Origin of the sequence: Marinomonas posidonica (assembly GCF_043643765.1) — a bacterium.
Taxonomy (GTDB): domain Bacteria; phylum Pseudomonadota; class Gammaproteobacteria; order Pseudomonadales; family Marinomonadaceae; genus Marinomonas; species Marinomonas posidonica_A.
The window spans coordinates 158,106-180,559 of the sequence record NZ_JBHZSP010000001.1; the positions used below are offsets into that span (position 1 = coordinate 158,106).

Annotated in this window: 22 protein-coding genes; 10 read left to right on the plus strand and 12 right to left on the minus strand. The window is 44.5% G+C overall.

Annotation, left to right across the window (positions count from 1 at the left end):
• Nucleotides 1-17: 17 nt before the first annotated feature.
• Entirely contained in the window at nt 18-1,046 is a 1,029-nt protein-coding gene (locus ACHUFM_RS00820) for a TAXI family TRAP transporter solute-binding subunit (RefSeq protein WP_394178634.1), read from the minus strand.
• A gap of 290 nt (nt 1,047-1,336) precedes the next feature.
• On the opposite strand from ACHUFM_RS00820, the gene ACHUFM_RS00825 reads away from it, so the two are divergent.
• The 4 genes from ACHUFM_RS00825 to ACHUFM_RS00840 all read left to right on the plus strand — a co-directional run bounded on the left by ACHUFM_RS00825 (nt 1,337) and on the right by ACHUFM_RS00840 (nt 5,567).
• Nucleotides 1,337-1,957 (plus strand): HAD family hydrolase, encoded by a 621-nt coding sequence (locus tag ACHUFM_RS00825; RefSeq protein ID WP_394178636.1) that lies wholly within the window; start codon nt 1,337-1,339, stop codon nt 1,955-1,957.
• Between the two features lie 90 nt (nt 1,958-2,047).
• A complete protein-coding gene (locus ACHUFM_RS00830) occupies nt 2,048-2,788 on the plus strand; it encodes a class I SAM-dependent methyltransferase (protein ID WP_394178638.1) in 741 nt (246 codons plus the stop codon).
• Between the two features lie 140 nt (nt 2,789-2,928).
• Nucleotides 2,929-4,887, plus strand: a complete 1,959-nt coding sequence (gene acs, locus ACHUFM_RS00835; protein ID WP_394178640.1) for an acetate--CoA ligase — start codon at nt 2,929-2,931, stop codon at nt 4,885-4,887.
• Nucleotides 4,888-4,916: 29 nt separating this feature from the next.
• The gene (locus ACHUFM_RS00840; protein WP_394178642.1) at nt 4,917-5,567 is read left to right on the plus strand and encodes a response regulator transcription factor; all 651 of its coding nucleotides are present in this window, start codon (nt 4,917-4,919) and stop codon (nt 5,565-5,567) included.
• Between the two features lie 14 nt (nt 5,568-5,581).
• Here ACHUFM_RS00840 and yidD read toward each other — a convergent pair whose 3' ends face one another.
• A complete protein-coding gene (gene yidD / locus ACHUFM_RS00845) occupies nt 5,582-5,845 on the minus strand; it encodes a membrane protein insertion efficiency factor YidD (protein ID WP_394178644.1) in 264 nt (87 codons plus the stop codon).
• A gap of 93 nt (nt 5,846-5,938) precedes the next feature.
• Here yidD and ACHUFM_RS00850 point away from each other — a divergent pair, with 93 nt between their 5' ends.
• From ACHUFM_RS00850 to ACHUFM_RS00860, 3 genes are read left to right on the plus strand one after another with little or no spacing between them, the layout of a single operon-like run.
• Nucleotides 5,939-6,805, plus strand: a complete 867-nt coding sequence (locus ACHUFM_RS00850) for a prephenate dehydratase (protein ID WP_394178646.1) — start codon at nt 5,939-5,941, stop codon at nt 6,803-6,805.
• 4 nt (nt 6,806-6,809) lie between these two features.
• A complete protein-coding gene (locus tag ACHUFM_RS00855) occupies nt 6,810-8,843 on the plus strand; it encodes a TonB-dependent receptor plug domain-containing protein (protein ID WP_394178648.1) in 2,034 nt (677 codons plus the stop codon).
• Between the two features lie 53 nt (nt 8,844-8,896).
• A complete protein-coding gene (locus ACHUFM_RS00860; RefSeq protein ID WP_394178650.1) occupies nt 8,897-9,763 on the plus strand; it encodes a hypothetical protein in 867 nt (288 codons plus the stop codon).
• 27 nt (nt 9,764-9,790) lie between these two features.
• On the opposite strand, the gene ACHUFM_RS00865 is transcribed toward ACHUFM_RS00860, so the two are convergent.
• On the minus strand, nt 9,791-10,546 hold the full coding sequence (locus ACHUFM_RS00865; protein ID WP_394178652.1) for an alpha/beta fold hydrolase: 756 nt from the start codon (nt 10,544-10,546) through the stop codon (nt 9,791-9,793).
• A gap of 79 nt (nt 10,547-10,625) precedes the next feature.
• Here ACHUFM_RS00865 and ACHUFM_RS00870 point away from each other — a divergent pair, with 79 nt between their 5' ends.
• The gene (locus ACHUFM_RS00870; RefSeq protein WP_394178654.1) at nt 10,626-11,231 is read left to right on the plus strand and encodes a CDP-alcohol phosphatidyltransferase family protein; all 606 of its coding nucleotides are present in this window, start codon (nt 10,626-10,628) and stop codon (nt 11,229-11,231) included.
• A gap of 7 nt (nt 11,232-11,238) precedes the next feature.
• Here ACHUFM_RS00870 and yfaE read toward each other — a convergent pair whose 3' ends face one another.
• The 4 genes from yfaE to ACHUFM_RS00890 all read right to left on the minus strand — a co-directional run bounded on the left by yfaE (nt 11,239) and on the right by ACHUFM_RS00890 (nt 16,121).
• Nucleotides 11,239-11,568 (minus strand): class I ribonucleotide reductase maintenance protein YfaE, encoded by a 330-nt coding sequence (yfaE, locus tag ACHUFM_RS00875; RefSeq protein ID WP_394178656.1) that lies wholly within the window; start codon nt 11,566-11,568, stop codon nt 11,239-11,241.
• Complete coding sequence (gene nrdB, locus ACHUFM_RS00880; RefSeq protein ID WP_063332164.1) at nt 11,552-12,685, minus strand: class Ia ribonucleoside-diphosphate reductase subunit beta; 1,134 nt, start codon at nt 12,683-12,685, stop codon at nt 11,552-11,554. The genes yfaE and nrdB overlap by 17 nt, the downstream gene beginning before the upstream one ends.
• 125 nt (nt 12,686-12,810) lie before the next feature.
• Nucleotides 12,811-15,075, minus strand: coding sequence for a class 1a ribonucleoside-diphosphate reductase subunit alpha (nrdA, locus tag ACHUFM_RS00885; protein WP_113874479.1), 2,265 nt, complete (start codon nt 15,073-15,075; stop codon nt 12,811-12,813).
• Between the two features lie 302 nt (nt 15,076-15,377).
• Nucleotides 15,378-16,121, minus strand: coding sequence for a heparan-alpha-glucosaminide N-acetyltransferase (locus ACHUFM_RS00890; protein ID WP_394178658.1), 744 nt, complete (start codon nt 16,119-16,121; stop codon nt 15,378-15,380).
• Nucleotides 16,122-16,144: 23 nt separating this feature from the next.
• Between ACHUFM_RS00890 and ACHUFM_RS00895 the strand changes: the two genes are divergently transcribed.
• Nucleotides 16,145-16,702, plus strand: a complete 558-nt coding sequence (locus ACHUFM_RS00895; RefSeq protein WP_394178660.1) for an alpha-ketoglutarate-dependent dioxygenase AlkB family protein — start codon at nt 16,145-16,147, stop codon at nt 16,700-16,702.
• A gap of 33 nt (nt 16,703-16,735) precedes the next feature.
• Here the strand turns inward: ACHUFM_RS00895 and pdxH are convergent, their stop codons facing one another.
• From pdxH to ACHUFM_RS00915, 4 genes are read right to left on the minus strand one after another with little or no spacing between them, the layout of a single operon-like run.
• The gene (pdxH, locus tag ACHUFM_RS00900) at nt 16,736-17,380 is read right to left on the minus strand and encodes a pyridoxamine 5'-phosphate oxidase (protein ID WP_394178662.1); all 645 of its coding nucleotides are present in this window, start codon (nt 17,378-17,380) and stop codon (nt 16,736-16,738) included.
• Nucleotides 17,381-17,382: 2 nt separating this feature from the next.
• On the minus strand, nt 17,383-18,015 hold the full coding sequence (gene coq7, locus ACHUFM_RS00905; protein WP_394178664.1) for a 2-polyprenyl-3-methyl-6-methoxy-1,4-benzoquinone monooxygenase: 633 nt from the start codon (nt 18,013-18,015) through the stop codon (nt 17,383-17,385).
• A 14-nt stretch (nt 18,016-18,029) separates the two neighbouring features.
• Nucleotides 18,030-18,371 carry a histidine triad nucleotide-binding protein gene (locus tag ACHUFM_RS00910; RefSeq protein WP_063332170.1) on the minus strand — a complete coding sequence of 114 codons (342 nt, stop codon included), beginning with the start codon at nt 18,369-18,371 and terminating at the stop codon, nt 18,030-18,032.
• Between the two features lie 39 nt (nt 18,372-18,410).
• Nucleotides 18,411-20,729 (minus strand): 7TMR-DISM family protein, encoded by a 2,319-nt coding sequence (locus ACHUFM_RS00915; RefSeq protein ID WP_394178666.1) that lies wholly within the window; start codon nt 20,727-20,729, stop codon nt 18,411-18,413.
• Between the two features lie 58 nt (nt 20,730-20,787).
• Between ACHUFM_RS00915 and ACHUFM_RS00920 the strand changes: the two genes are divergently transcribed.
• Nucleotides 20,788-21,039: a hypothetical protein gene (locus tag ACHUFM_RS00920; RefSeq protein ID WP_394178668.1), complete on the plus strand. Its 252-nt coding sequence runs from the start codon at nt 20,788-20,790 to the stop codon at nt 21,037-21,039.
• Between the two features lie 87 nt (nt 21,040-21,126).
• Here ACHUFM_RS00920 and purD read toward each other — a convergent pair whose 3' ends face one another.
• Nucleotides 21,127-22,413, minus strand: coding sequence for a phosphoribosylamine--glycine ligase (gene purD, locus ACHUFM_RS00925; RefSeq protein WP_394178670.1), 1,287 nt, complete (start codon nt 22,411-22,413; stop codon nt 21,127-21,129).
• Nucleotides 22,414-22,454 lie beyond the last annotated feature (41 nt).

Consider the following 22,454-nt stretch of genomic DNA (forward strand, 5'->3'; position numbering starts at 1 on the left):
CTGCATTAAAAGGCGTGTTATTCCGCAATCAAGCGTGCTGGAATATCAATGCCACGTTCACGATAGTAACGCGCTGCACCTGGGTGAAGTGGTACCGGCAAACCTGCAATGGCTTTTTCAATGGCCATAACAGACGTCGCTTTATGGATTGCGCTCAAGTAACCGAGGTTTTCATAAAGGGATTTGGTTAGCTGGTAAACATCGTCTTCTGAAAGATCTGCACGGGCTGCCAAGAAGTTCGGCTGCGCGACCGTGTTGATGTTTTTCGTTTGGCCTGGGTAAGTGTTAGCTGGAATCACATAACGAGTCCACAATTCGTAATTACCATTGGCCGCTTTCATTTGTTCATCGGTGAAGTCCAGTACTTGTACTTTGTCGCCCATGGACGCGTATAAACGTGTCACTGCACTCACAGGAACACCGGCAGGGGTATTCATACCTTCGATGTTGCCGTTTTGCATGGCGTCCGCACTGGCACCATACCCCATGTAAGCTAAGCTGAATTTGTCTGGATCAATGCCAAGGCCATTCAACTGCTGGCGACCTGATCCTTCCGTTCCAGAGTTTTTCTTACCGATGGAAAACTTATTGTTTGTCCCTTCTAAGTCTTTTAGATCGGCGACCGTACCGGTTTTGGCTAAATCAGACTTTAATACAAAGTGTTCAACATTTTGCCAAAGCATGGAGACAGAGCGCAGCTCGGTTTGCTTACCGGATTGTTTGAAAGGACCTTCACCTTCCCATGCCCATGCACCATATAAGCCTTGTAGAATAGCAAATTGAGCTTGGTCTTCACGCAGAAGTTTGATGTTTTCACCTGAGCCTGCAGAGCTGATAGCAGAAACGGATAAACCAAATTTCGGTTCGAGTTTTACTTTACTCAACGTCGCAATCGCTACGCCAACAGGGTAGTAGGTACCTCCAGTTGACGCCGTCGCTAGGATGTAATTGCGCTTATCGTCTGCTGAAGCAGCACCAGATGATAGTGCGATGGCAGCCGCTGTAGCACTGCTTAGAATGGCTTTGGTTACAAATCCCAATTTCATATTATTTTTCTCCTCATTATGGGGTGAGTCCAATTTAACTATAGCGTGTTACTATAGCGAAATGCATACCAACTTTTTATCTTATTGAAATATAAGGTTTTTAATTTAATTGTCAGTGTTTCACCCTTTTTTTATCAAGATTTGAGCCGATTCTTGCTGATAGTCGAAAGGGACTGATCGGCAAAAAATGGCTCATGGTGAAAGAGCTAAAAAGCCCTTTTTGCCTGTTCTTTTTACAAATAGATACCTTAGTATAAGCAATATTTTGCCGATGGAGCTGAAAACATAAAATGAAACAAGATCATAATATTCGTGTTGTAATGTTTGATTTGGGCAATGTGCTGGTGGACTTGGGCGACGTTGGAGAAATGCATGCTATGTTGAATACTCAAGGTGAAGAGTCTGAGGTATGGCGGCAGTGGCTACAATCGCCTGCCGTTGCGGCATTTGATTCAGGTCGAATTTCATTCGATGCTTTTGCTGATGCTTTATTAGAGGAAGTGGCAAGTAATACGGACAAATACACCTTTATGCAGGCATTTGAAGCTTGGCCAAGAGGTTTGTATGCCGGAGCCTTGGCGTTAGTGGATCAGGTTAAACCTGAATACCATCGAGCCATTTTATCGAATACCAATGCAGCTCACTGGCCAAGACTCATGGGAGAAATGGGCTTAGCGGGGCACTTTCATCATTATTTTGCTTCTCATCAACTGGGGTTGGTGAAGCCGGATCGAGCGGTTTATGAGGACGTATTAAGGCGCTTAGGTGTCGCGCCACAAGAGGTTCTATTTGTTGATGATAATCAACTGAACATTGATGCCGCATCAGCACTGGGCATTCATGCTCATAGGGTGAAAGGCGTGATCGAAGCTCGTCAGGTTTTGACCCAATATCAGGTACTAGCGCAATAATGGCGTTTTAATCAAGATCAACCCCAACCCATTGCTTATGGTCAAAGCGGTAAGCGAAAAAACGTTGGGTAGACAATCGGAGAAGGTTAGATGAGAGGATTTGATGGGCTAAGCTCAAGTAACTATTCACGAACTCGGCCTTTGTATCCAGCTGAATTTTACTATTGGTTATTTCAGCAGGTGAACGCATCCAGTGTGGTATGGGATTGTGCCTGTGGAACCGGACAAGCGTCTGTTGATCTGGCCGCCTACTTTGATCAAATTGAAGCCTCTGATATTAGTGAGTCGCAAATAAATGCCGCCACACCACATCGGCGTGTCACTTACCAAGTATCACCTGCGGAAATGACTCACTATCCAGATCAGCATTTTGATTTAGTGTGTGTGGCTCATGCTCTTCACTGGTTCGATTTAGACGCCTTTTGGAAAGAATTAAAGCGTGTGTTGAAACCAGGTGGTTTATTTGTCTGTTGGGGGTATAACCGATTATTAATAGGAGAAGCAGAAGATCACGCCATTTCGCAACATGTTATGCCTCTCTTGGCGCCTTACTGGCCCCAACAAAGCCGACTGTTGTGGAATGAGTATCGAGACATCATATTCCCCCTAGATTTGATTGACGTGCCAGAATTTGAATTGGTTTGCCACTGGTCTGTTGCACAGGTGAAAGATTTTATTTTCAGCTGGTCTGGGGCGCAGGAGTTTATAGTTCAACATGGGGAAGACGCGTTACTGACTAGTCTTGAGCCGTTGGAAAAGGCTTGGCGTACATCAAATCAAAAACAAGATGTTAATTTGCCATTTTTTGTCAAAGCGGGTCGATTTAATTGATACAAGGCTTTGTTGCCCCTAATTTACCTTTCGCTAGGAAGGCAAAAGATAAAATTAAGACTAAAGTGGAATAGCTAGGCATTGGCAGACCGCTATAGTAGTTCTGCATCCGAATAAAAACATTAACAATGGAGCGGGTTATGAAATCATTATATAGCGCAATTTCAGTTGAAGCGGAAAATCAGGCCAATATCAGTCAGGCCGAGTTTGAAAAACGCTATCAAGAATCGATTGACAACCCAGACGAATTTTGGGGCAGAGAGGGTTTGCGCTTAGATTGGTCTAAGCCATATACCAAGGTCAAAAACACCTCGTTTGAACGAGGTAACATTAGCATAAAATGGTTTGAAGATGGTGAGTTAAACGTGGCTCACAATTGTATCGATCGTCACCTACCTCAACTTGCCAACAAAGTGGCTTATTACTGTGAAGGGGATTTGGAAAGTGATGAAAAAATCGCGGTCACCTATCAAACCCTGCATGATGAAGTAGGCCGATTGGCGAATGTATTAAAACGCCAAGGGATTAAAAAAGGCGATCGAGTCGCCATTTATATGCCAATGATTCCACAGGCCGTTTACAGTATGTTGGCTTGTGCACGTATCGGCGCCATTCATTCCGTTATATTTGGGGGCTTTTCTGCCCACGCGATAGCGGATCGTTTAAACGATTGTGGTGTGAAATTGGTCATTACGGCTGACGAAGGTAAGCGAGCGGGTAACACCATTCCATTGAAACATAACGTTGATATGGCCTTAGACAACAATGCTTGCCTTTCAGTGGAAAAAGTTTTGGTGTGCCGTTACACCCAGAAGGACATTCCCTGGGTGGCTGGTCGTGATTTGGATTGGGCGCAAGAGACGGCAAATGAATCGACGCAATGTCCTGCTGAACCGATGAACGCTGAAGATCCATTGTTTATTCTTTACACTTCAGGCTCGACTGGTAAGCCAAAAGGGGTGGTACATACCACAGGAGGCTATTTAGTTTATGCTTCGATTACTCATGAGCTTGTGTTTGATTTAAAAGCGGACGATGTTTACTGGTGTGCGGCCGATGTGGGCTGGATTACTGGCCATAGTTACATGGTGTATGGCCCCCTTGCCAATGGCACAACCAGTATTTTATTTGAAGGGGTGCCGACTTTCCCAGATTCTGGACGCATTGGTCGAGTGGTTGATAAGTTTGATGTCACGATTTTATACACAGCGCCAACGGCCATCCGAGCTTTGATGGCAAAAGGCGACGAAGCTACGAAAAGCAGTGAACGTAAATCCTTGCGTATTCTTGGTAGCGTTGGTGAACCTATTAACCCAGAGGCATGGTCTTGGTATTTCAGTGAGATCGGTAATTCGGCTTGTCCTATTGTGGATACCTGGTGGCAAACGGAAACAGGCGGCATGATGATGACGCCAAGAATTGGTCAAGGAGACATTAAACCTGGCTTCTGTACTGGTCCTCTATATGGTGTTCAGCCTGCTTTGGTGGATGCTCAAGGGGAAATTCAAAGTCAGCAAGGCGTGTTGGTTGAAGGCGGTTTAGTATTGACCGACTCTTGGCCAGGGCAAGCTCGCACCGTGTATGGTGACCATGAACGTTTTGAACAAACCTATTTCAGTACCTTTGATGGTATGTATTTCACGGGAGATGGGGCTTCACGCGACGAAGACGGACATTATCTAATTACCGGCCGTATGGACGATGTGTTAAATGTGTCTGGTCACCGTTTGGGTACGGCTGAAATTGAAAGTGCCTTGGTGGCGCATCCATCGGTGGCGGAAGCTGCAATTGTTGGCTACCCGCACGACATCAAAGGACAAGGTATTTATGTCTATGTGACCCCAGTGTCTGGTGTGACACCGGATGATGAATTGAGTAAGTCTCTTAAGCAGTTTGTGCGTCAGGAAATTGGCCCAATTGCGACACCGGATTTGATTCAATGGGCGAGTCGAGGTCTACCTAAAACTCGCTCAGGCAAGATTATGCGTCGTATCTTGCGTAAAATTGCAGCCAATGAACAAGACCAATTAGGGGATACCAGTACCCTAGCGGATCCTAGTGTGGTTGATGATTTGATTGAAAACCGTTTAAATGAGTAGACATAGTACTGACCTAATAAGGATAAAATGTGCTGTCACTTGTTATTGCGGATGACCACCCATTGTTCCGCAGCGCACTGAGCAGTGCGCTGCGGGCAGAAATTAAAGACGTAGACATAGTCGAAGCCAATGATTTGGATTCGACTATACGTTGTCTGGAACAGGTAAAAGATCTGGATCTTTTGCTACTGGACTTGAATATGCCCGGCAGCGGAGAGCTCTATGGCTTGATTCGCATTCGGCGAGATTTTCCAGATGTTCCTGTGGCCATTATTTCTGGCAGTGAAGACTGTGCGTTGGTTGCCAAAGTGATTGAAGCGGGGGCCTTGGGGTTCATTCCAAAGACCAGTGAGCCTACAGTGTATGTAGCCGCCATTAATGAAATCTTGCTGGGGGATATTTGGTTACCTGAGTCCCTTAAAAGAGACGTTGATAACCAACCCACGGCAGATTTAACCATGCAAAAGCGTGTCGCTGAATTGACGCCACAACAATACAAGGTGTTGTGTTATTTGCATGAAGGCTTGTTGAACAAACAGATTGCTTATGAACTATCGATCTCAGAAGCAACCGTAAAAGCACATATTACGGCTATTTTTAGAAAGCTGGACATTAATAATCGTACGCAAGCAGTACTGGTGGCCAGTGAGCTCAAATTGCAAATGTCTTCGAATGAGTAACAAGTAGTCGACGGTTATGATGATTCTTTTTCAGAATCCGTTTTAGCGTGACAGCATGACACCTTTTCAGGCACTGGATCTTCGCCACCTTCATGCCATGGATGACATTTAGACAATCTTTTGATGCTCAAATAACTGCCTTTTATTACACCAAAACGTTCTATGGCCTGCAGGCTATACTGAGAGCAACTTGGGTAAAATCGACAGTTATTGCCCAGTAATGGACTAATCCCATATTGGTAGGCTTTTATTAAAAGCAGAGCAAGGCGTTTAATCATAATGTTCTGTCCGCTTTTTGTCAGAAATAAGGATGTATATCCTAGTGTCTATTTGATAATGTAAAACAATTCTTATTAAGATCCTATTATATTATGCCTGATTCTTCTTTAACACTTGATGCCAGTCAAATCGTCGCATATCAAGGCGAACCTGGTGCTTATTCTCATTTGGCTTGCAAACACACCTTTCCTGATTGGACGAGCGTTAATTGTGCGACGTTTGCCGACGCTCTACATATGGTTGAACAAGGCGATGCCTTTTACGCCATGATTCCCGTTGAAAATTCGACCGCTGGTCGTGTTGAAGAGATTTATCGTGAATTACGCAAAACACAGTTGTTTGTTGTCAAAGAACACTTTGAGCCGGTTAACCACTGTTTGATTGCCCGTCATGATATGATTCTAGATCAAGTGACTAGAATCGGCAGCCACCCACAAGCGTTAGCCCAATGCGATGGTAATATTAAGGCGTTGGGAGCGAAAAATCTGGCTATGTACGATACGGCGGGTGCCGCCAAACACATTGCTGAGCAAGATGAGCCAGGATTAGCGGTGATTTCATCTGAATTGGCAGCGGAACTGTACGGTTTAAAGGTGCTGCAAACTCACTTTAATGATACCCAAGGTAATACCACACGTTTTTTGGTGTTCTCTCGTCAACAAAAAATGCCAGTGTACGAATCAGAGCATACTTATATTACGTCCTTTATGTTTCGTGTACGCAACATTCCTGCTGCTTTGTATAAAGCCATGGGGGGCTTTGCCACGCAAGGGATTAACATGCTCAAACTGGAAAGTTATATGGTCAATGGCAATTTTACCGCCACTCAGTTTTATGTGGATGTGGAAGCGCATTTTCAAGCTCCAGCTATGCAAGCCGCCTTAGAAGAGTTGCGTTTTTTCTCGGAAGAGGTGCGAATTTTAGGAACCTATTTAGCGGATGAGTATAGGCTGAAATAACAGTATGCGATTTCACTTGTTTTTGTTGTGTATCTGCAGTGCTGCAGTATGGGCTGAGGACGATCTATTATTTTCGGATGTGGATTTTTTAGCTACTTCGGGTAGTTCCAACACTGATTTGGGGGGATATGATGGTTTTCTAGAAGACATCCCTGTTGTCGTTACGCCCTCGAAAATCCCTCAACCTAGAGTCGATGTGTCTTCTACTTTGTCAGTGTTAGACGGGGAATTTATTCGTCGAATTAATATGCAATATGTTGAGGATCTGCTGCAATTTGTACCGGGTTTTTCCGTCGTGCCGTATCATGCTTCCAGTCAGATTGTCGCATCCTATCATGGTACTCAGCTTGATCAATATCGTCGTATTCAGGTATTGATTAATGGGCGTTCTGTTTACAGTGTTGGTTTGGCGCGAGTCGAGTGGGCGACTTTACCTTTGAGTATTGAAGATGTGGCGCGTGTCGAAATTAACCGTGGTCCCAATGCGGCCAGTTACGGTATTAATTCTTTTTTTGCCGTTGTAAACATCATTACACGTTCACCATTAGAGACGCTAGGAAATAGCATAACGGCTTATGCTGGATCCCAAGGTGATATGCGTTTGTATGGTCAACACAGTGGTTTAAATAAGGATTGGAGTTATCGTGCATCGGCTTCAACGACTAGGGTGGACGGTTTTGATGTCGACGTTTATGGGGACGACCGGCATGACGGTCATGGCGCAATGATGGGAAATGTGTTTCTTCAACAAGAAACCTCAGATAGCCGCTTTGATCTAGACATGGGGGCAAGCCATTTAAAAGCCAATATTGATCCCTCTGAGTATGAGACTACATCGGATCCCGGTTCATATGATACGAATAAGCCTTTGCGAATCGTTGATCGGGAATACATCAAAGTAGGCTTTAGTCAGCAAACCTCTACTCATCATGAATTAAAGCTGCAATATTATTATGACTATTCTGATGCGAATGAATTCCATGATGCTTTATTAAATAATGACTTCTATAACTTGATGTTTGGTGGTTCAGAAACGAATAATGTCAACGCTTCCTACGAAGTGGATTTAATTGAAACTCGTCATGATATTGAACTGCAAAGCACTTGGCAGGCGGCGAACCAACTTAGGGTGATTTCAGCGTTGGGTTATCGTTGGGAAAAAGCAGAATCGGAGCATTATTTGTCAGGTATCGCTCGGGATGAAGTGTTTCGTTTGTCTTCTAATTTAGAATATCGAGCAGATCAACATTGGGTACTGAATACGGGCGCCATGTTAGAGCACAGTGAATTGAGCGGGACGTTTTTGTCTCCTAAACTGGGTATGACTTATCGGCTATCAGAGCAAGACTCCCTGCGTTTTAATGTTTCAAAGGCGGTACGTACACCCGATTTGTCGGATCAACATTTCCGCTGGCACTATGTTTTATCAAACGGTGATCGTTCAACGGTGACCTACGCCGATGAAGGAGAAGATGAAGAAAAAATCACCTCCTATGAACTGGGTTATTATCATTACTGGCCAACCAGAGGTTTGTCATTGGACGTCAAGCTGTATCATGACGAAGTGGATGATATGGTGCTCAGTTCAAAAGTTTTTAGTGCTCTGTCTGGTACGGACGCACCGATTGAAGAAGGGGTGACAGAAGACGTCATGATTGATGGCGTAGAATTGGAGCTGGATTGGCGTTCTCGTTCCGGTGCGATCACGCGTTTTACCTATGCCTACCAAGATACGCAAACGGATAATTCTCGACTAGAGCGTGCCACCACGCCAATTATGATGTCCTTGTTCAGTAGTGTGCCATTATCAGACCATTGGTCTGTTCAAGGTTATTACTGGTATGGCAAAGAGCTCGGAGGGCGAGATTATCAGTTGATCAACAGTTGGCTGGCGTATCGTCATTCATTTGGCCTGTATAGCAAAGCGACTTTGGGGGCTGGAGTAGAGGCTCGTTTAGACAATAATGCCCTGGTGTCTAGACACAACATTTTAGAAAAAGATGCCTATACTTATGTATTTGCAAGTCTCACCTTTTAAGTTTGGTTGATCAAAGAGTGAAAAGGATTTTTTCTATTTTTTTTGGATGGCTGTTGACGTTTCATGCGTCCGCTGCCATCTATGTACTGCACGATACGGAAGAGAGTTCGGTACGATCCTTGACGTTTCAGCTTTCTAAGCGTCTTGCCAGTAGCGTCCCGCCAATCCCGATTCGTCAAGCTTACTTCCTGAATAGTATTCCCCGTATTGAAGATCAGGATGTGGTGATCTCGGTTGGTCGTGATAGCTTTCAGCAAGCTTGTTTGTCCATGTCACGAGGTGCTCTTTTTGCTCTCTTTATTGGTGAAGAAGAATATCAAACCATTCGTATGAATTGTTCTGTACCGACCAGTGCGGTTTTTTCGGCGGCGCCAATGGAAAAGCGTCTGGCTCTGCTCAAAGCCATTTGGCTAAATCCGAAACCTTTAGCGGTGTTATATTCTGATGCCATTCAACTGGATACTGTCTCAATGCAGAAGCTGGCTGCTGAATATGGTTTTGAATTGGTGTTTTGGCAAACATCGACAGACCGTCTCTCTGTGCTAAGGTCATTAAGTTTTCTGTTGGACGATTCGGATCTGATTTTTTCCATTGTTGATAGTCAGTTGTATCAACAAGGTAATGCCCAAGATATTTTAAAACTCTTGTTTCATCAGCAAAAAGTGATGGTGGGGCCGTCCTTTGCCTTTGTGCGAGCAGGAGCTTTGTTCGCTATTCATTCAGATGCTAAGCATAAGTTGGCACTATTGAGTGTGATGATTCAAGAGTGGACGGCGACAGGAACTATGGCTGAGGCGGCTTACCCTGAATGGCTACGAGTTAGCTTCAACCCATACTTGGTTAAAGCTTATGGCATTGTCTTACCTTCCAAACTTTATTTAAAAGACCAATTTGGACTCTGTTCAGACTCCAATTGCTAATCGTGCGTTGTTCAGAATCGGCCTAGTTTACCCTAAGAAACGCTTTACTAAACTGGTGAAAGGCACAGGCTTTTCAGCATGTAACCAATGACCTGTGCCTGCTATTATTTTAAAGCTGGCATTCGGGAAAGCGCGTAAAATACTGTCTTGATACTCCGCCACTATGTAATCTGATTTTTCCCCTTTGATGAAAAGAGTGGCAACTGGGTTGCCTTCTCTCAGCTCAGGTTTGGCCAAAATGGTTTGGTAAGCGTTTGCAATGTTCTCCACAGCTAACGTCAATTGTAAGCCTTGATCCGTTTTAGAAAGGTTCTTTAATAGGAATTGACGAATTGGCAAGCTCGGTTCATATGGCGCAAGTAGGCTATCCGCTTCTTTACGGTTTGAGAGGGGGTGGGCTTTAAGGGCTTGCAAACCTTCTAAGATCTTTGTGTGGCTTGGTTGGTAATCCACTGGTGCAATATCGACCACAATGAGCTTGTCGATATTGTCTGTTAAGCTGGCCATTTGCATGGCGACTTTACCACCCATTGAATGGCCTAAGAGATGGAAACGTTTTAAGCCTGCTTTTTGAGTCCAATCCAGCACCGCTTGTGCCATTTTAGGGTAGGTGGCCTCTACCATAGGCGAGGACTGGCCGTGATTTGGAAGGTCAATACAATACACGGTAAAGTGTTCCGCGAGGGATTGAGCGATGGAGTGCCAATTATCGGCATTGCCGAATAAACCGTGAATGACAATGAGACTCGGGCCGGTGGAACCATACTGTTTTACGTGTGTCATACTAACCTTGCTTTATCCTAATTTCAGGCTATTGTAGCAAGCGATATTGGTTGGCGTCTTCTATTAGAGTGGTATTAACGTGTTTGACCCGTTTTTTATAAAACAGCTTAAATCCCCCCTGCAAACATTGGCATGGCGTATCAATGCCATGGGAATTAGAGCAAATCAGATTACTTTTTTTGGTTTCTTTGTCGGCATGATGAGTTTGCCAGCTTTGTATTATCAGGCCTATGGCTTAGCGTTGCTGTGTATTGTCATAAACCGTTTAATGGACGGCTTGGATGGGGCGGTCGCGAGAGTGCAAGGGCCCACTGATCTAGGTGGCTATTTGGACATTACGTTAGATTTTATTTTCTATTCTGGCGTAGTGTTTGGCTTTGTATTGGCGAATCCTGAAGCCAATGCTGTTGCAGCAGCTTTTTTGATTTTTGCTTTTATGGGGACTGGAAGTAGCTTTTTAGCCTTTGCCATCATGGCGGAAAAGCGCAACATTGAGCGTTTAGAATATGGTCATAAGTCCTTGTACTTTTTAGGTGGTTTAGCTGAGGGGGCGGAAACCATTGGCTTCCTCGTTTTGATCTGTCTATTGCCGAGCTACTTTGTCGAACTGGCGTATGTTTTTGGTCTGGTGTGCTGGGTCACGACAGTGACTCGAGTTTATGCGGCTTATCAAACCTTGAAGTAAATTGGGGCTAGTCAAAAAAAGCGATTTCGATGTCGCTTTTAACAATGGCACAACAGGCCAGTAGATAGCCGCTTTGTACCCAAGCAAGGGGTTCAAATGGGTAGCTAACTTGTCCCCACAATAACTTAATGGAACAAGATGAACAGTAGCCTTCACGACACTGGTATTCAACATGAATACCAGCTCGCTCAAGTTGGACCAATAGAGGTTCATCTTCGGTTACTAGAATTTGCTTCTTACCAAGCAACACCCGATGAACTTGATCCTTATCCTGAGTAGGCGTGGTTTGCTCACCAAGCTCAGGTTGAAAATGCGCTACTTTAGAGGTCGAAGTCATCGAAATCCGATTCGTCTAGATCGTTATCAATTTGCCCAACCAGATAGGAACTGATTTCCGCTTCCTGTGGCGCGACTTGTACGTTATCGCTGACGAGCCAAGCGTTGATCCAAGGAATCGGGTTATGCTTAGTCTCAAAATGAGTGTCTAAACCAACGGCTTGCATGCGGACATTACTAATGTATTCAACATATTGACCAAGAATTTGAGCATTCAAGCCAATCATGGAACCGTCTTTAAATAGGTAACTGGCCCATTCTTTTTCTTGCTCTGCGGCTTCGATGAAAATGTGGCGTATCTCATCTTTGCACTCTGCCGCAATGATGGCCATTTCTGGGTCATCTTTACCTGACGCCATCAGGTTAAGCATGTGTTGAGTACCGGTGAGATGTAAGGCTTCATCGCGAGCAATCAGCTTGATGATCTTGGCATTCCCTTCCATTAAAGTACGTTCTGCAAACGCAAAACTACAAGCGAAGCTGACATAGAAACGGATTGCTTCTAAAACATTAACCGAAGCAACCGTGAGATACAGCGCTTTTTTCAGTGCGTGCATGGAGATTTCGACATCGCCTTTGCCCGGCACGTGAAAGGTACCCAATCCCATTGTGTTGTACAGGTTTACCATTTCAATTAAGCGGTCGTAGTATTTGGATACACTGTCAGCGCGCTTAGTGATTTCTTCGTTATTTACAATGTCGTCAAAAATTTTGGTCGGATCATTCACGATATTACGAATAATGTGCGTATAAGAACGGCTGTGAATGGTTTCACTGAATGACCAGGTTTCAATCCAAGTCTCTAGTTCAGGTAGCGAGACAATCGGCAGCAAGGCGACGTTTGGTGAACGGCCTTGAACACTATCGAGTAGCGTTTGGTATTTTAGGTTACTTAGGAAAATGTGTTGTTCGTGTTCTTCTAAACGCTGAAAATCTTTACGGTCAGTAGAGAGATCGACTTCTTCAGGGCGCCAGAAAAAAGACAACTGTTTTTCGATCAGCTTTTCGAAAATAGGGTGCTTTTGTTGGTCATAACGAGCAACGTTGACGTTTTCACCAAAGAACATAGGTTCTTTCATACTGTCGAAGTGTTTGCGGTTGAAAGTCGAGTAACTCATTTCGCAGTGTTATCCTCTGAGGCAAAAGGCAGCATAAAAGGCTGACTTTATAAATTTATGTGTTGAGCTTTACATGACTAAGCCCCAACATGATGGGGCTTAGTTATTACGTCGATTCGACAATTTTAGATCTTACAAGCACCGCCTGCGCAATCATCCATGTCTTCTTGTTTATCTTCGGCACCGTCACGAGTGTTATGGTAGTAAAGAGTCTTCACACCCAGTTTGTAGGCCGTTAATAGGTCTTTCAAAATGACCTTCATTGGGACTTTTTGAGACTCAAATTTCTGTGGGTCATAGTTAGTGTTAGCGGAAATCGCTTGGTCAACGAACTTCTGCATGATACCGACTAGCTGTAGGTAACCATCGTTAGATGGGATGCTCCACAATAATTCGTAGTTGTCTTTGAGGCGTTCAAATTCTGGAACCACCTGCTTCAAAATACCATCTTTACTGGCTTTGACAGAGACGAAACCACGTGGCGGCTCGATACCATTGGTTGCATTACTGATCTGAGAAGAGGTTTCAGAAGGCATTAATGCAGTCAAAGTCGAGTTACGTAGACCGTGCTCAACAATCTCTTTACGCAGTGTTTCCCAGTCATATTCCAAGGCTGTTGGGCAGACCGCATCGATTTCTTTTTTGTAGCTATCGATTGGCAAAATGCCTTTTGAATACGTTGTTTCGTTAAACGCAAGACAAGGTCCAAATTCTTTAGACAGTTTGTTTGATGCTTTCAGCAAGAAGTACTGGATTGCTTCAAAGGTTTTGTGTGTCAATTCGTTGGCACTGCCATCTGAATACTTCACGCCATTTTTCGCTAGGTAGTAAGCGTAGTTAATGACACCCACACCTAGAGTACGTCGTAGCTCAGTAGCGCGTTGGGCCGCTGGGATTGGGTAGTTTTGATAATCCAGTAGGCTGTCTAGAGCACGTACGATTAACTCAGCCAACTCTTCCAACTCGTTTAAGTCTTTTAGAGCGCCTAGATTGAACGCTGACAAAGTACATAGGGCAATTTCACCTTCAGGGTCGTCAACACGTTCCAAAGGTTTGGTTGGCAAAGCAATTTCCAAACACAGGTTGCTTTGTTTAACCGGAGCGACTTTAGGATCAAACGGACTGTGTGTATTACAGTGGTCAACGTTCTGTAGGTAAATACGACCTGTACTGGCTCGTTCGGAGGCAAACAGAGTAAATAGCTCAGACGCTTTGATGGTTTGTTTGCGAATGCTGTCGTCTTTTTCGTAAAGCGTGTACAAACGATCAAATTCTTCTTGATCCGCAAAGAAAGCATCATATAAACCTGGCACATCGGATGGGCTGAACAAGGTAATGTTTTCACCCTTGATCAAACGTTGATACATCAGACGGTTGAATTGCACGCCGTAATCCAAATGGCGAACCCGGTTCTCTTCAACACCACGGTTGTTTTTCAGTACTAACAGGCTTTCGACTTCCAAGTGCCAAATTGGGTAGAACACGGTTGCTGCACCACCACGTACGCCACCTTGTGAACAGCTTTTAACCGCTGTCTGGAAGTGCTTGTAGAAAGGAATGCAACCTGTGTGGAAAGCTTCGCCACCACGAATTGGGCTACCCAAAGCACGGATAGCGCCGGCGTTCACACCAATACCTGCACGCTGACTCACGTATTTAACGATGGCGCTGGAAGTGGCGTTGATGGAGTCCAAAGAGTCACCACATTCAATTAATACACAGCTACTAAATTGGCGAGTTGGGGTACGGATACCGGACATAATTGGCGTCGGCAACGAGATTTTAAATTGCGATACTGCATCGTAGAAGCGACGGATTAAGTCTAAACGGGTGTTTTTATCGTAATTAGCAAATAAGCAAGCTGCAACTAAGATGTAGATAAACTGAGGGCTTTCGTAAATTTCGCCAGTCACACGGTTCTGAACAAGGTATTTGCCTTCTAACTGCTTAACAGCGGCATAAGAAAAGTTCATGTCACGAGAGTGATCGATAAAGCCGTTCATTTGTTCGAAATCGGCTTCACTGTAATCTTCGAGCAAATGACCATCGTAACGTTTCTGCGCGACAAGGTTTTTGACATGAGCATGTAGATGAGGCGGTTCAAAATCACCAAACGCTTTTTTACGTAAGTGGAAGATGGCTAAACGCGCCGCTAAGTACTGATAATCTGGCGTATTTTCGGAAATTAAATCGGCCGCGGATTTGATTAAGGTTTCGTGTATGTCCGTTGTACGAATACCTTCAAAGAATTGAATCTGAGCTTTCAATTCGACTTGGGAAACGGAGACATTATCTAATCCCTCAGCAGCCCACATAATGACTTTATGAATCTTTTCTAGATTGATATTTTCGGTCGTCCCGTTACGTTTAGTAACTGTGAGAGTACTCATGCCTTAACTTCCCATTAGCGCATTGTTTGAAAAAGAGGTGTCACACATTATGTAGTGTTTGTTTATATATCTAAACACTACATATAGTGTTTTATTTAAAATCTGTAACGAACAATAGTGCTCAATGGATTGAAAATCAAGGCTTGAAAAAAGCGTAGAAATAAGAAATTCATCATGGCTAAGTGGTTACTTACCTTGCTTGCCTCATGCTTTCAATGATGGCAATTTGGCAAGCGCTAGAAAGGAATTTTTTACATTTTTTTTTGTCCAAAATAACGCGATATTCAATGCACAAAAAAGATTCAATAAAACCACTCCAGCACCATTTTGAACGAGGCAACTGCACTGAATAAAATCACTTGGTGGAGTAGGTATATGGGCAGTGCGTATTGCCCCATAAAGGCCAATATCTTAACGGCGATGTTTTCTCCTATTGAGAACGTATGCCAGCCAAGATAGCCAAGTAGTGGGCCAATGAGTACGACACCAATCCAAGGAAAGGGAAAAACAATGTCTAAGGTACGAGTCGGCAAAGCGAAGAAATGTTGCTGAATGAAATCAAACGCATTAGGAAACAGCAGCCAATCCGTGAAGTGATAGGTGTAAAGGATTAAAGCACCTAGTAGCGCTGATAAAATGGGCCAGCGAAGCAAAGGCCGAGTGAGCAGAGAAGCGAGTAAAATAAAGTGCAGTATACCAAAATAGATCCATTGGGTTGGTGCGGCTAAGTAGGTCGCCAGGGAAATGGCCGCGGCCGCGATAAAGAGCTTAAGGTCACGCCTCCAAAAGGTGTTTGGCTGTTGTGATTGACGTGTTAGATAGCCAGACCAACCGACGGCGGTGAGAAAAAGCGTTAGAATCAAGCTACGAAAATAGACCCAAAATGGGTCATGAATCGAAAATTGAAGAAAATCAAAGTTACGAAGATCCCAGCAAAAGTGGAATACAATCATCAAGGCAACAGCGCAACCTCGATAAGCATCAAGAAACAAACTTCGTTTTTTGGCAGCGGGTACATAAGGTAGAGTAACAGCAGAGGTAAGCATTGAATTCCGAGGCACAGGCTTAAATGACGATGAAACCATCATACCGTTACTTATTTTCCAGCTCAAGCAAGCAAGGTTTGTTAGCGCAATTGAAACGTGAGCTGAATTGGCAACGCGAAGTTTTGCGAATCTATGGTCGAGACGTACCGGTGCCAAGGCAGGTGGCTTTCGTGGCAAACCAAGGCTTATGTTATCGTTACTCTGGAAAAGATCATTATGGCGAAGGTTGGCCGGAAAGTTTACTAGGGCTCAAGCAAGAGGCCGAGTCGATCGCAGGGCAAGTATTTAATGCCGTCTTGCTAAACTGGTATCGAGATGGGGAAGAATACATGGGCTGGCATGCAGACGATGAACCCAGTTTGGGGCCAGCGCCAGTGGTTGCTATGTTGAGTTTGGGCACGCAGCGCAGTTTTGTTTTCCGTTACAAGCAAGATCATAAAATCAAGCATAGCCTTGAGTTGGAAGACGGCTCTTGGTTGATCATGTCGTCTTCTGTTCAAGTCCTTTGGCAACACACGTTACCGGTCAGAAAAAAGGTCAAAGAAGAGCGCATAAGTTTGACCTTCCGCTGCTTACTTTGACCCTTTTAGTTTAGACACGCTCTAGCCCTAAATCTAAGGGGCTTTGCGTTTCCTTAACCAGCTGTCTTGATGACGAATAAAACAGATTCGGTCGTGCAAACGACTGGGGCGACCTTGCCAAAATTCTATGAAATTGGGGGTGAGTACATAGCCGCCCCAATTGTCTGGGCAGGGAATGTCGTCAGTTGGTTGAAATTTTTGTTCTTCGGCGTCATAGGCGCTTTTGAGTTCGCCTCGATTCGCAATGATGGCGCTCTGTTGCGAGGTTCTTGCTGCCAGCTGGCTACCGCGAGGTCGGGTGGCAAAATACTCGGTAGACACATGACGTTCCACTTTCTCAATACGGCCTTCAATACGGATTTGGCGAGACAGAGCAGGCCAGAAAAAATTCATACAGGCTTTATTGTTGACTTCTAACTGCTGGCCTTTTTCACTGTCATAATTGGTGAAAAAGGTAAAGCCACTGTCGTCTCTTTGCTTTAATAACACAACGCGAGAATGTGGCCAGCCATCTGAGTCAACAGTGCTGAGGGTCATTGCCGTTGGATCATCAGGACAAGCTTCAATAGCCGCTTCGAGCCATTGATCGAATAAGCTAAGTGGATTATCGCCAGCTTGTTCTTCTAATAAGTCGTCGAATTGGTAATCACGACGAATCGATTGCAGGTCTCTGTTCATAATTAAATCCGGTAAGTCGAATGAGTCATGACTTTTGATACCTTGGTCATGATGTTCATAATAGGAGTGGGAAACTCATAACCGCCTGCGTCTAATGCCATGGCTTTATGTTTGGCTTCGTCTATGTACATTTGCTCCAACACAGCTTTACTTTTTTGATCTTGCTCTGGTAATTTGGCCATGTGTTTTTCAAGGTGGACACACACTTGGTCTTCGGTCGCGGCCACAAAACCCAAACTGAGCTTGTCACTAATGAAGCCTGCGCCCGCACCAATCATAAAAGACGCACCAAAAAACAGAGGGTTGAAAATACTTGGCTGGCTACCAAGCTCGTACAGTCTTTGTTCGCACCACACCAGATGGTCGATCTCTTCATCCGCAGCATGCTCCATTTCTTCACGAACACTGGGTAATTTAGCTGTGGTGGCCTGACCGGCATATAGGGCTTGAGCGCAAACTTCACCGGTATGATTGATTCGCATTAAGCCCGCCGCGTGCTTGCGTTCGTTATTATCCAGTTCGCCCTCTTCAAATTGTCTTGCAGGGGAAGGGCGTGATGCATGTGCAGCATGAGGTACTAACGTTTGTAGTGCCCGATCAAAGTGTAATACGGCTTTATCAACAAAGGATGTCATTCACCTTCTCCTCGTTAACCTGGCGGCCAGGTCATGTTACGGCCGCCGAGTACGTGCATATGAATATGGTAGACGGTTTGGCCGCCCATTTCGTTGCAGTTCATCACCACGCGATAGCCTTCTTCGCTGATGCCCTTTTGCTTAGCGACTTTGGCCGCCGTGATTTGCAACTTACCTACTAGGCTTGCGTCTTCGTCGGTTAAGTCATTTAAGGTCGAAATATGACGCTTAGGAATGACCAGAAAATGGCAAGGTGCTTGGGGCATGATGTCTTCAAAAGCAATCACGTCATCGTCTTGGTACAAAATAGTGGCAGGAATCTCGCCTTTTACCAGTTTGCAAAATAAACAGTCCATTTCTTCTCCTACGTATTATTTAAGCTTAGCGGATTAGCATCAAGGGCTTTTACGCAAAGCTTTGATCCGTGACAAGGGCGACGATTTTAATCGTACGCCTTTTTGAATCAGTTTGGTTAATCGGCTTTCTAAATGATCATCGATGTCAGCACAGGACAATAAATCATCAAAGCCCAGCTTTTGAGCGTAGTCTAAAGACATTTTAACATTCTTACTGATGAGTAAGCACTGATCTTCATCGCGCATTAAGGGTAACAAACGCTGCAACGTTACGTGCGGAATATGACCGCCATTATCAAAGACCAAGATGATTGAACCAGACTGACGTAAATCAGGGCGCTGGAAATAGCCAATCAGGGCTTCTAGTTCGCTAAATTGTTCCACCTTGTGGCTGTGATTGTTCGTCAGTGCCTGTGCTTTTTGCATATAGTCGTCTGATTGTCCGAACAAAATAATATCAAACTGATCGGCAAATTGGTCCAGTGGTTGTGTTTGGCGTAGGTGCACACGGATGGGAATTTGAATGTTAATGCTACGATGATATTGGCTATTTTCATCGGTGGCCGTGTTGTTTAGATCAATCAACTTGCCATTTAGATGATCGACCAGAAGTTGAATATAGCTCATGCCTAAATCAAAGTGAGAATACTGATTATGTACTCTGGTTGGTAGGGGGCCGCATTGAATCTCAAGCATGGTTATGCCTTCACGGTTAATTTCATGGCAGATGAAGTTGAGATTGAGAGCTTGGTCAGAAAAGTGTTTAAATTCCTGAGCTAATACTTCAATCAAGTGTTTAATGAGTGCTGTATTTTGCAGCACTTCCACTTGTTCTGTGTTGTCGGTGTTGATTGAGAGGGTGGTGTCATCTTGGTCTAGTTGCAGGAAGTTTTCATGAGCTTCATCAATGAGTTTGTTTAATGCCAACGGCATGGCTTGCTCTGAAACTAGGTTATCTTTGATGTCGGTGAGCACATCCACTCGCTCGATTAAGCCTTTAATGTTGTTATTAGCAATCTGACTGGAATCTAGGAAAATTCTAGCTTCAACTGATTTTAAAGCTGGTTTTAAATGTGCTATACCTCCACCGATGACGTTAATTTGACGACGCAAACGGCTTGATAAATCAGACAATAAATCGAACATTTCTGCTTGGGAGTAGCCTCGACGATGTGCGTATTTTTGCAGGAGAGGCGTAGTCTGAGCAATCATGCCTGTGAAATGAATTAAGGCTTCTAAAATGATGGTTATGGTCAATCCCCATTCTAATAAAACGGGGCTTGGTAGAACTCCATAGACAGATAAAATCCATGCAAAATGTCCGGTAAACAGTAAGATTCTAGCCGTAAGGTAATAACCAGAATAGGGCACGTTTTTAACAAACGCATAAATGGCATGGAAGGTCAGTAGGACCAAGGTAGCGACAGCCGTAGCAGACAGAATCATGATGTTAATTTTGTCAGGCATGATAGTGAAGGCGACGGCAAATAAGGCATTAATAGAGCCAATTAGGAGTAACACCTTATCCATCGTGGGTAAATGGCGTTTCGTATCTAAATACAGACGTGAGAAGAAGACTATTGCGGTTAAACAGCTCAATGAAGCGAGGTTGTAAATTCGTTCTGGCGTACCTGGGTGATTTGGAAAAAACTGTGAAATGTGATCGTGCAGTGTTAGGTGCAAAACAGCAATGCCTGCCAACATGAATCCATAGATTAAATACATGGCATGGGATGTCTTGATAAAGAAAAAGACATTACAAATGAATAATGTCAGTAATATACCGATCAGCAGTCCGGTGAATAATATTTCATTTTGAGAATCCTTCGTCGCCTCAGATAAGGTTTTTAACTCAATATTGGCATTAATAGGCAGGTGTGATGACATCTTGATATAAATGGTAAAGACGGGTGAAATATTGCTTGGAATGGGGTACGCGTAACTCAAGCCTTCAATGGGAAGATTGGCATAAGGTCTGGCACCACCTAATTCTATTTGAGCTTGATTGCCGTATAGATTGGGTAAGAATAAATCAAGCTGTTGTAATCGTGGTGCGCTGATATCAAGAATAACCGGTGTTTGGGAAGTGGTCTGAATCGCGGCTTCCGTTCGTATCCAAATATTACCTTGTACTATGCCGAATTGCAGATAGTCGCGCGCGAGTGGGCGAAAGCGCTTACTGTATTCATCTGATGAAATGTCTCGATAACTGAGGTTTTTTGTTTCATCAATGTAGTAGAACGCACTTTGGCCGATGTTAAAGGTAGCGTGCGTATCGTCTATGATCGCGATACTGGCTTTCCCCCACGCAATGTTGGAGGCGCAGAGTAAAAAGAGTAAAATGAATCGATGAAGCAAAATGCTGGCCCATGCTATGTCAGTAAAGGCTCTCATTATTAACTAGATAGGGGATTGAATGCTATATCCAATTTTAGTGGAGCATTATGTTTGGTTTGGCTTACTGCTTTTACTGGTCACTTGGTTTACTCGGAGAGACAAGCCTGAAACGCGCAGCAATTACCTGTATGGCTATGGCATGATCGTGGTGTTGGGTTTTCTATTAGCCCTAGATTGGGTCGCGGGCATAATGTTTGGTTTGCTGGTGCTGGAAGTGGGCCGAATATTTAAAACTTGGTTGGATCGAAAAGCGAACCAATTGAAAAAGTAACCGTGTCTGAAAATCAAAAAAAGGCTTCATAAGAAGCCTTTTTTTATGGTCTTTGATCTAGCTGAATCGCGTTAACAGGTTTCAGACTTACTTTTGCTCGCGAGCAATGGCTCTGTGACCAATGTCAGTACGGAAATAGACCTTGTCCCATGACAGGGTGTTTACCACGTCATAGGCACCCGCTTGCGCTTCGGCTACTGTGTCGCCTAGTGACACAGCACACAATACGCGTCCGCCATTGGTTACTACATCGCCTTCTTGCAATGCTGTACCCGCTTGGAAGACTTTCTGGTGAGCGGGAAGTTTTGTATCCAAACCAGAGATGACATCGCCTTTAGCGTAATCGGCAGGGTAACCGCCAGCGGCCAGAACCACCCCTAAACTCGCGCGAGGATCCCAGTCTGCTTCAACTGTGTCCAGCTTGCCCGCAATAGCAGACAAACACATTTGCGCTAAATCAGAGCGCAAACGCATCATAATTGGCTGCGTTTCTGGGTCACCAAAGCGGCAGTTGTATTCCAATACTTTTGGCGTGCCATCTTGAGCAACCATCACACCAGCGTATAAGAAACCACGGTAGCGATTGCCTTCCGCGTTCATGCCTTTCACTGTCGGCATAATGACTTCATTCATAATGCGATCGTGAATTTCAGGTGTGACGACAGGGGCAGGAGAGTAAGCGCCCATGCCACCAGTGTTGGGGCCTTTATCGCCATTATCACGCGCTTTGTGGTCTTGGCTGGTGGCCATTGGTAAGACGGTTTCGCCATCGACCATGCAGATGAAGCTGGCTTCTTCGCCAACCAAAAACTCTTCAATCACGACGCGGTTACCGGCATCACCAAAGGCATTGCCTTGTAGCATGTCTTCAACCGCGGCAATGGCTTCGGCTTCGGTTTCAGCCAAGATAACGCCTTTACCTGCTGCCAAGCCGTCAGCTTTGACAACGATGGGCGCACCTTGCTCCTTGATGTAAGCCACGGCAGGAGCGATTTCAGTAAAGTTACCGTACGCTGCGGTTGGTATTTTGTGGCGTGCTAAGAAGTCTTTAGTGAAAGCTTTAGAGCCTTCCAGTTGTGCCGCGCCTTGAGTTGGACCAAAGATGGCCAAACCTTCTTCTTCAAACGCATCAACCACACCAATAACCAAGGGGGCTTCAGGGCCGACAATGGTGAGGTCAATGCTTTGCTGTTTCGCAAAAGCCACTAAACCGGCAACATCGGTTACTCCAATATCAACATTTTCAACCTTGTTTTCTGTTGCTGTGCCTGCGTTTCCAGGGGCAACAAAGATTTTTTCAACTTGGGTGGATTCCGCTGTTTTCCATGCCAAGGCATGTTCACGACCACCGTTACCAATAATAAGTACTTTCATAGTCTAATCCTTCATCATTAAGGCGCTGTAGAAGGGGGGAC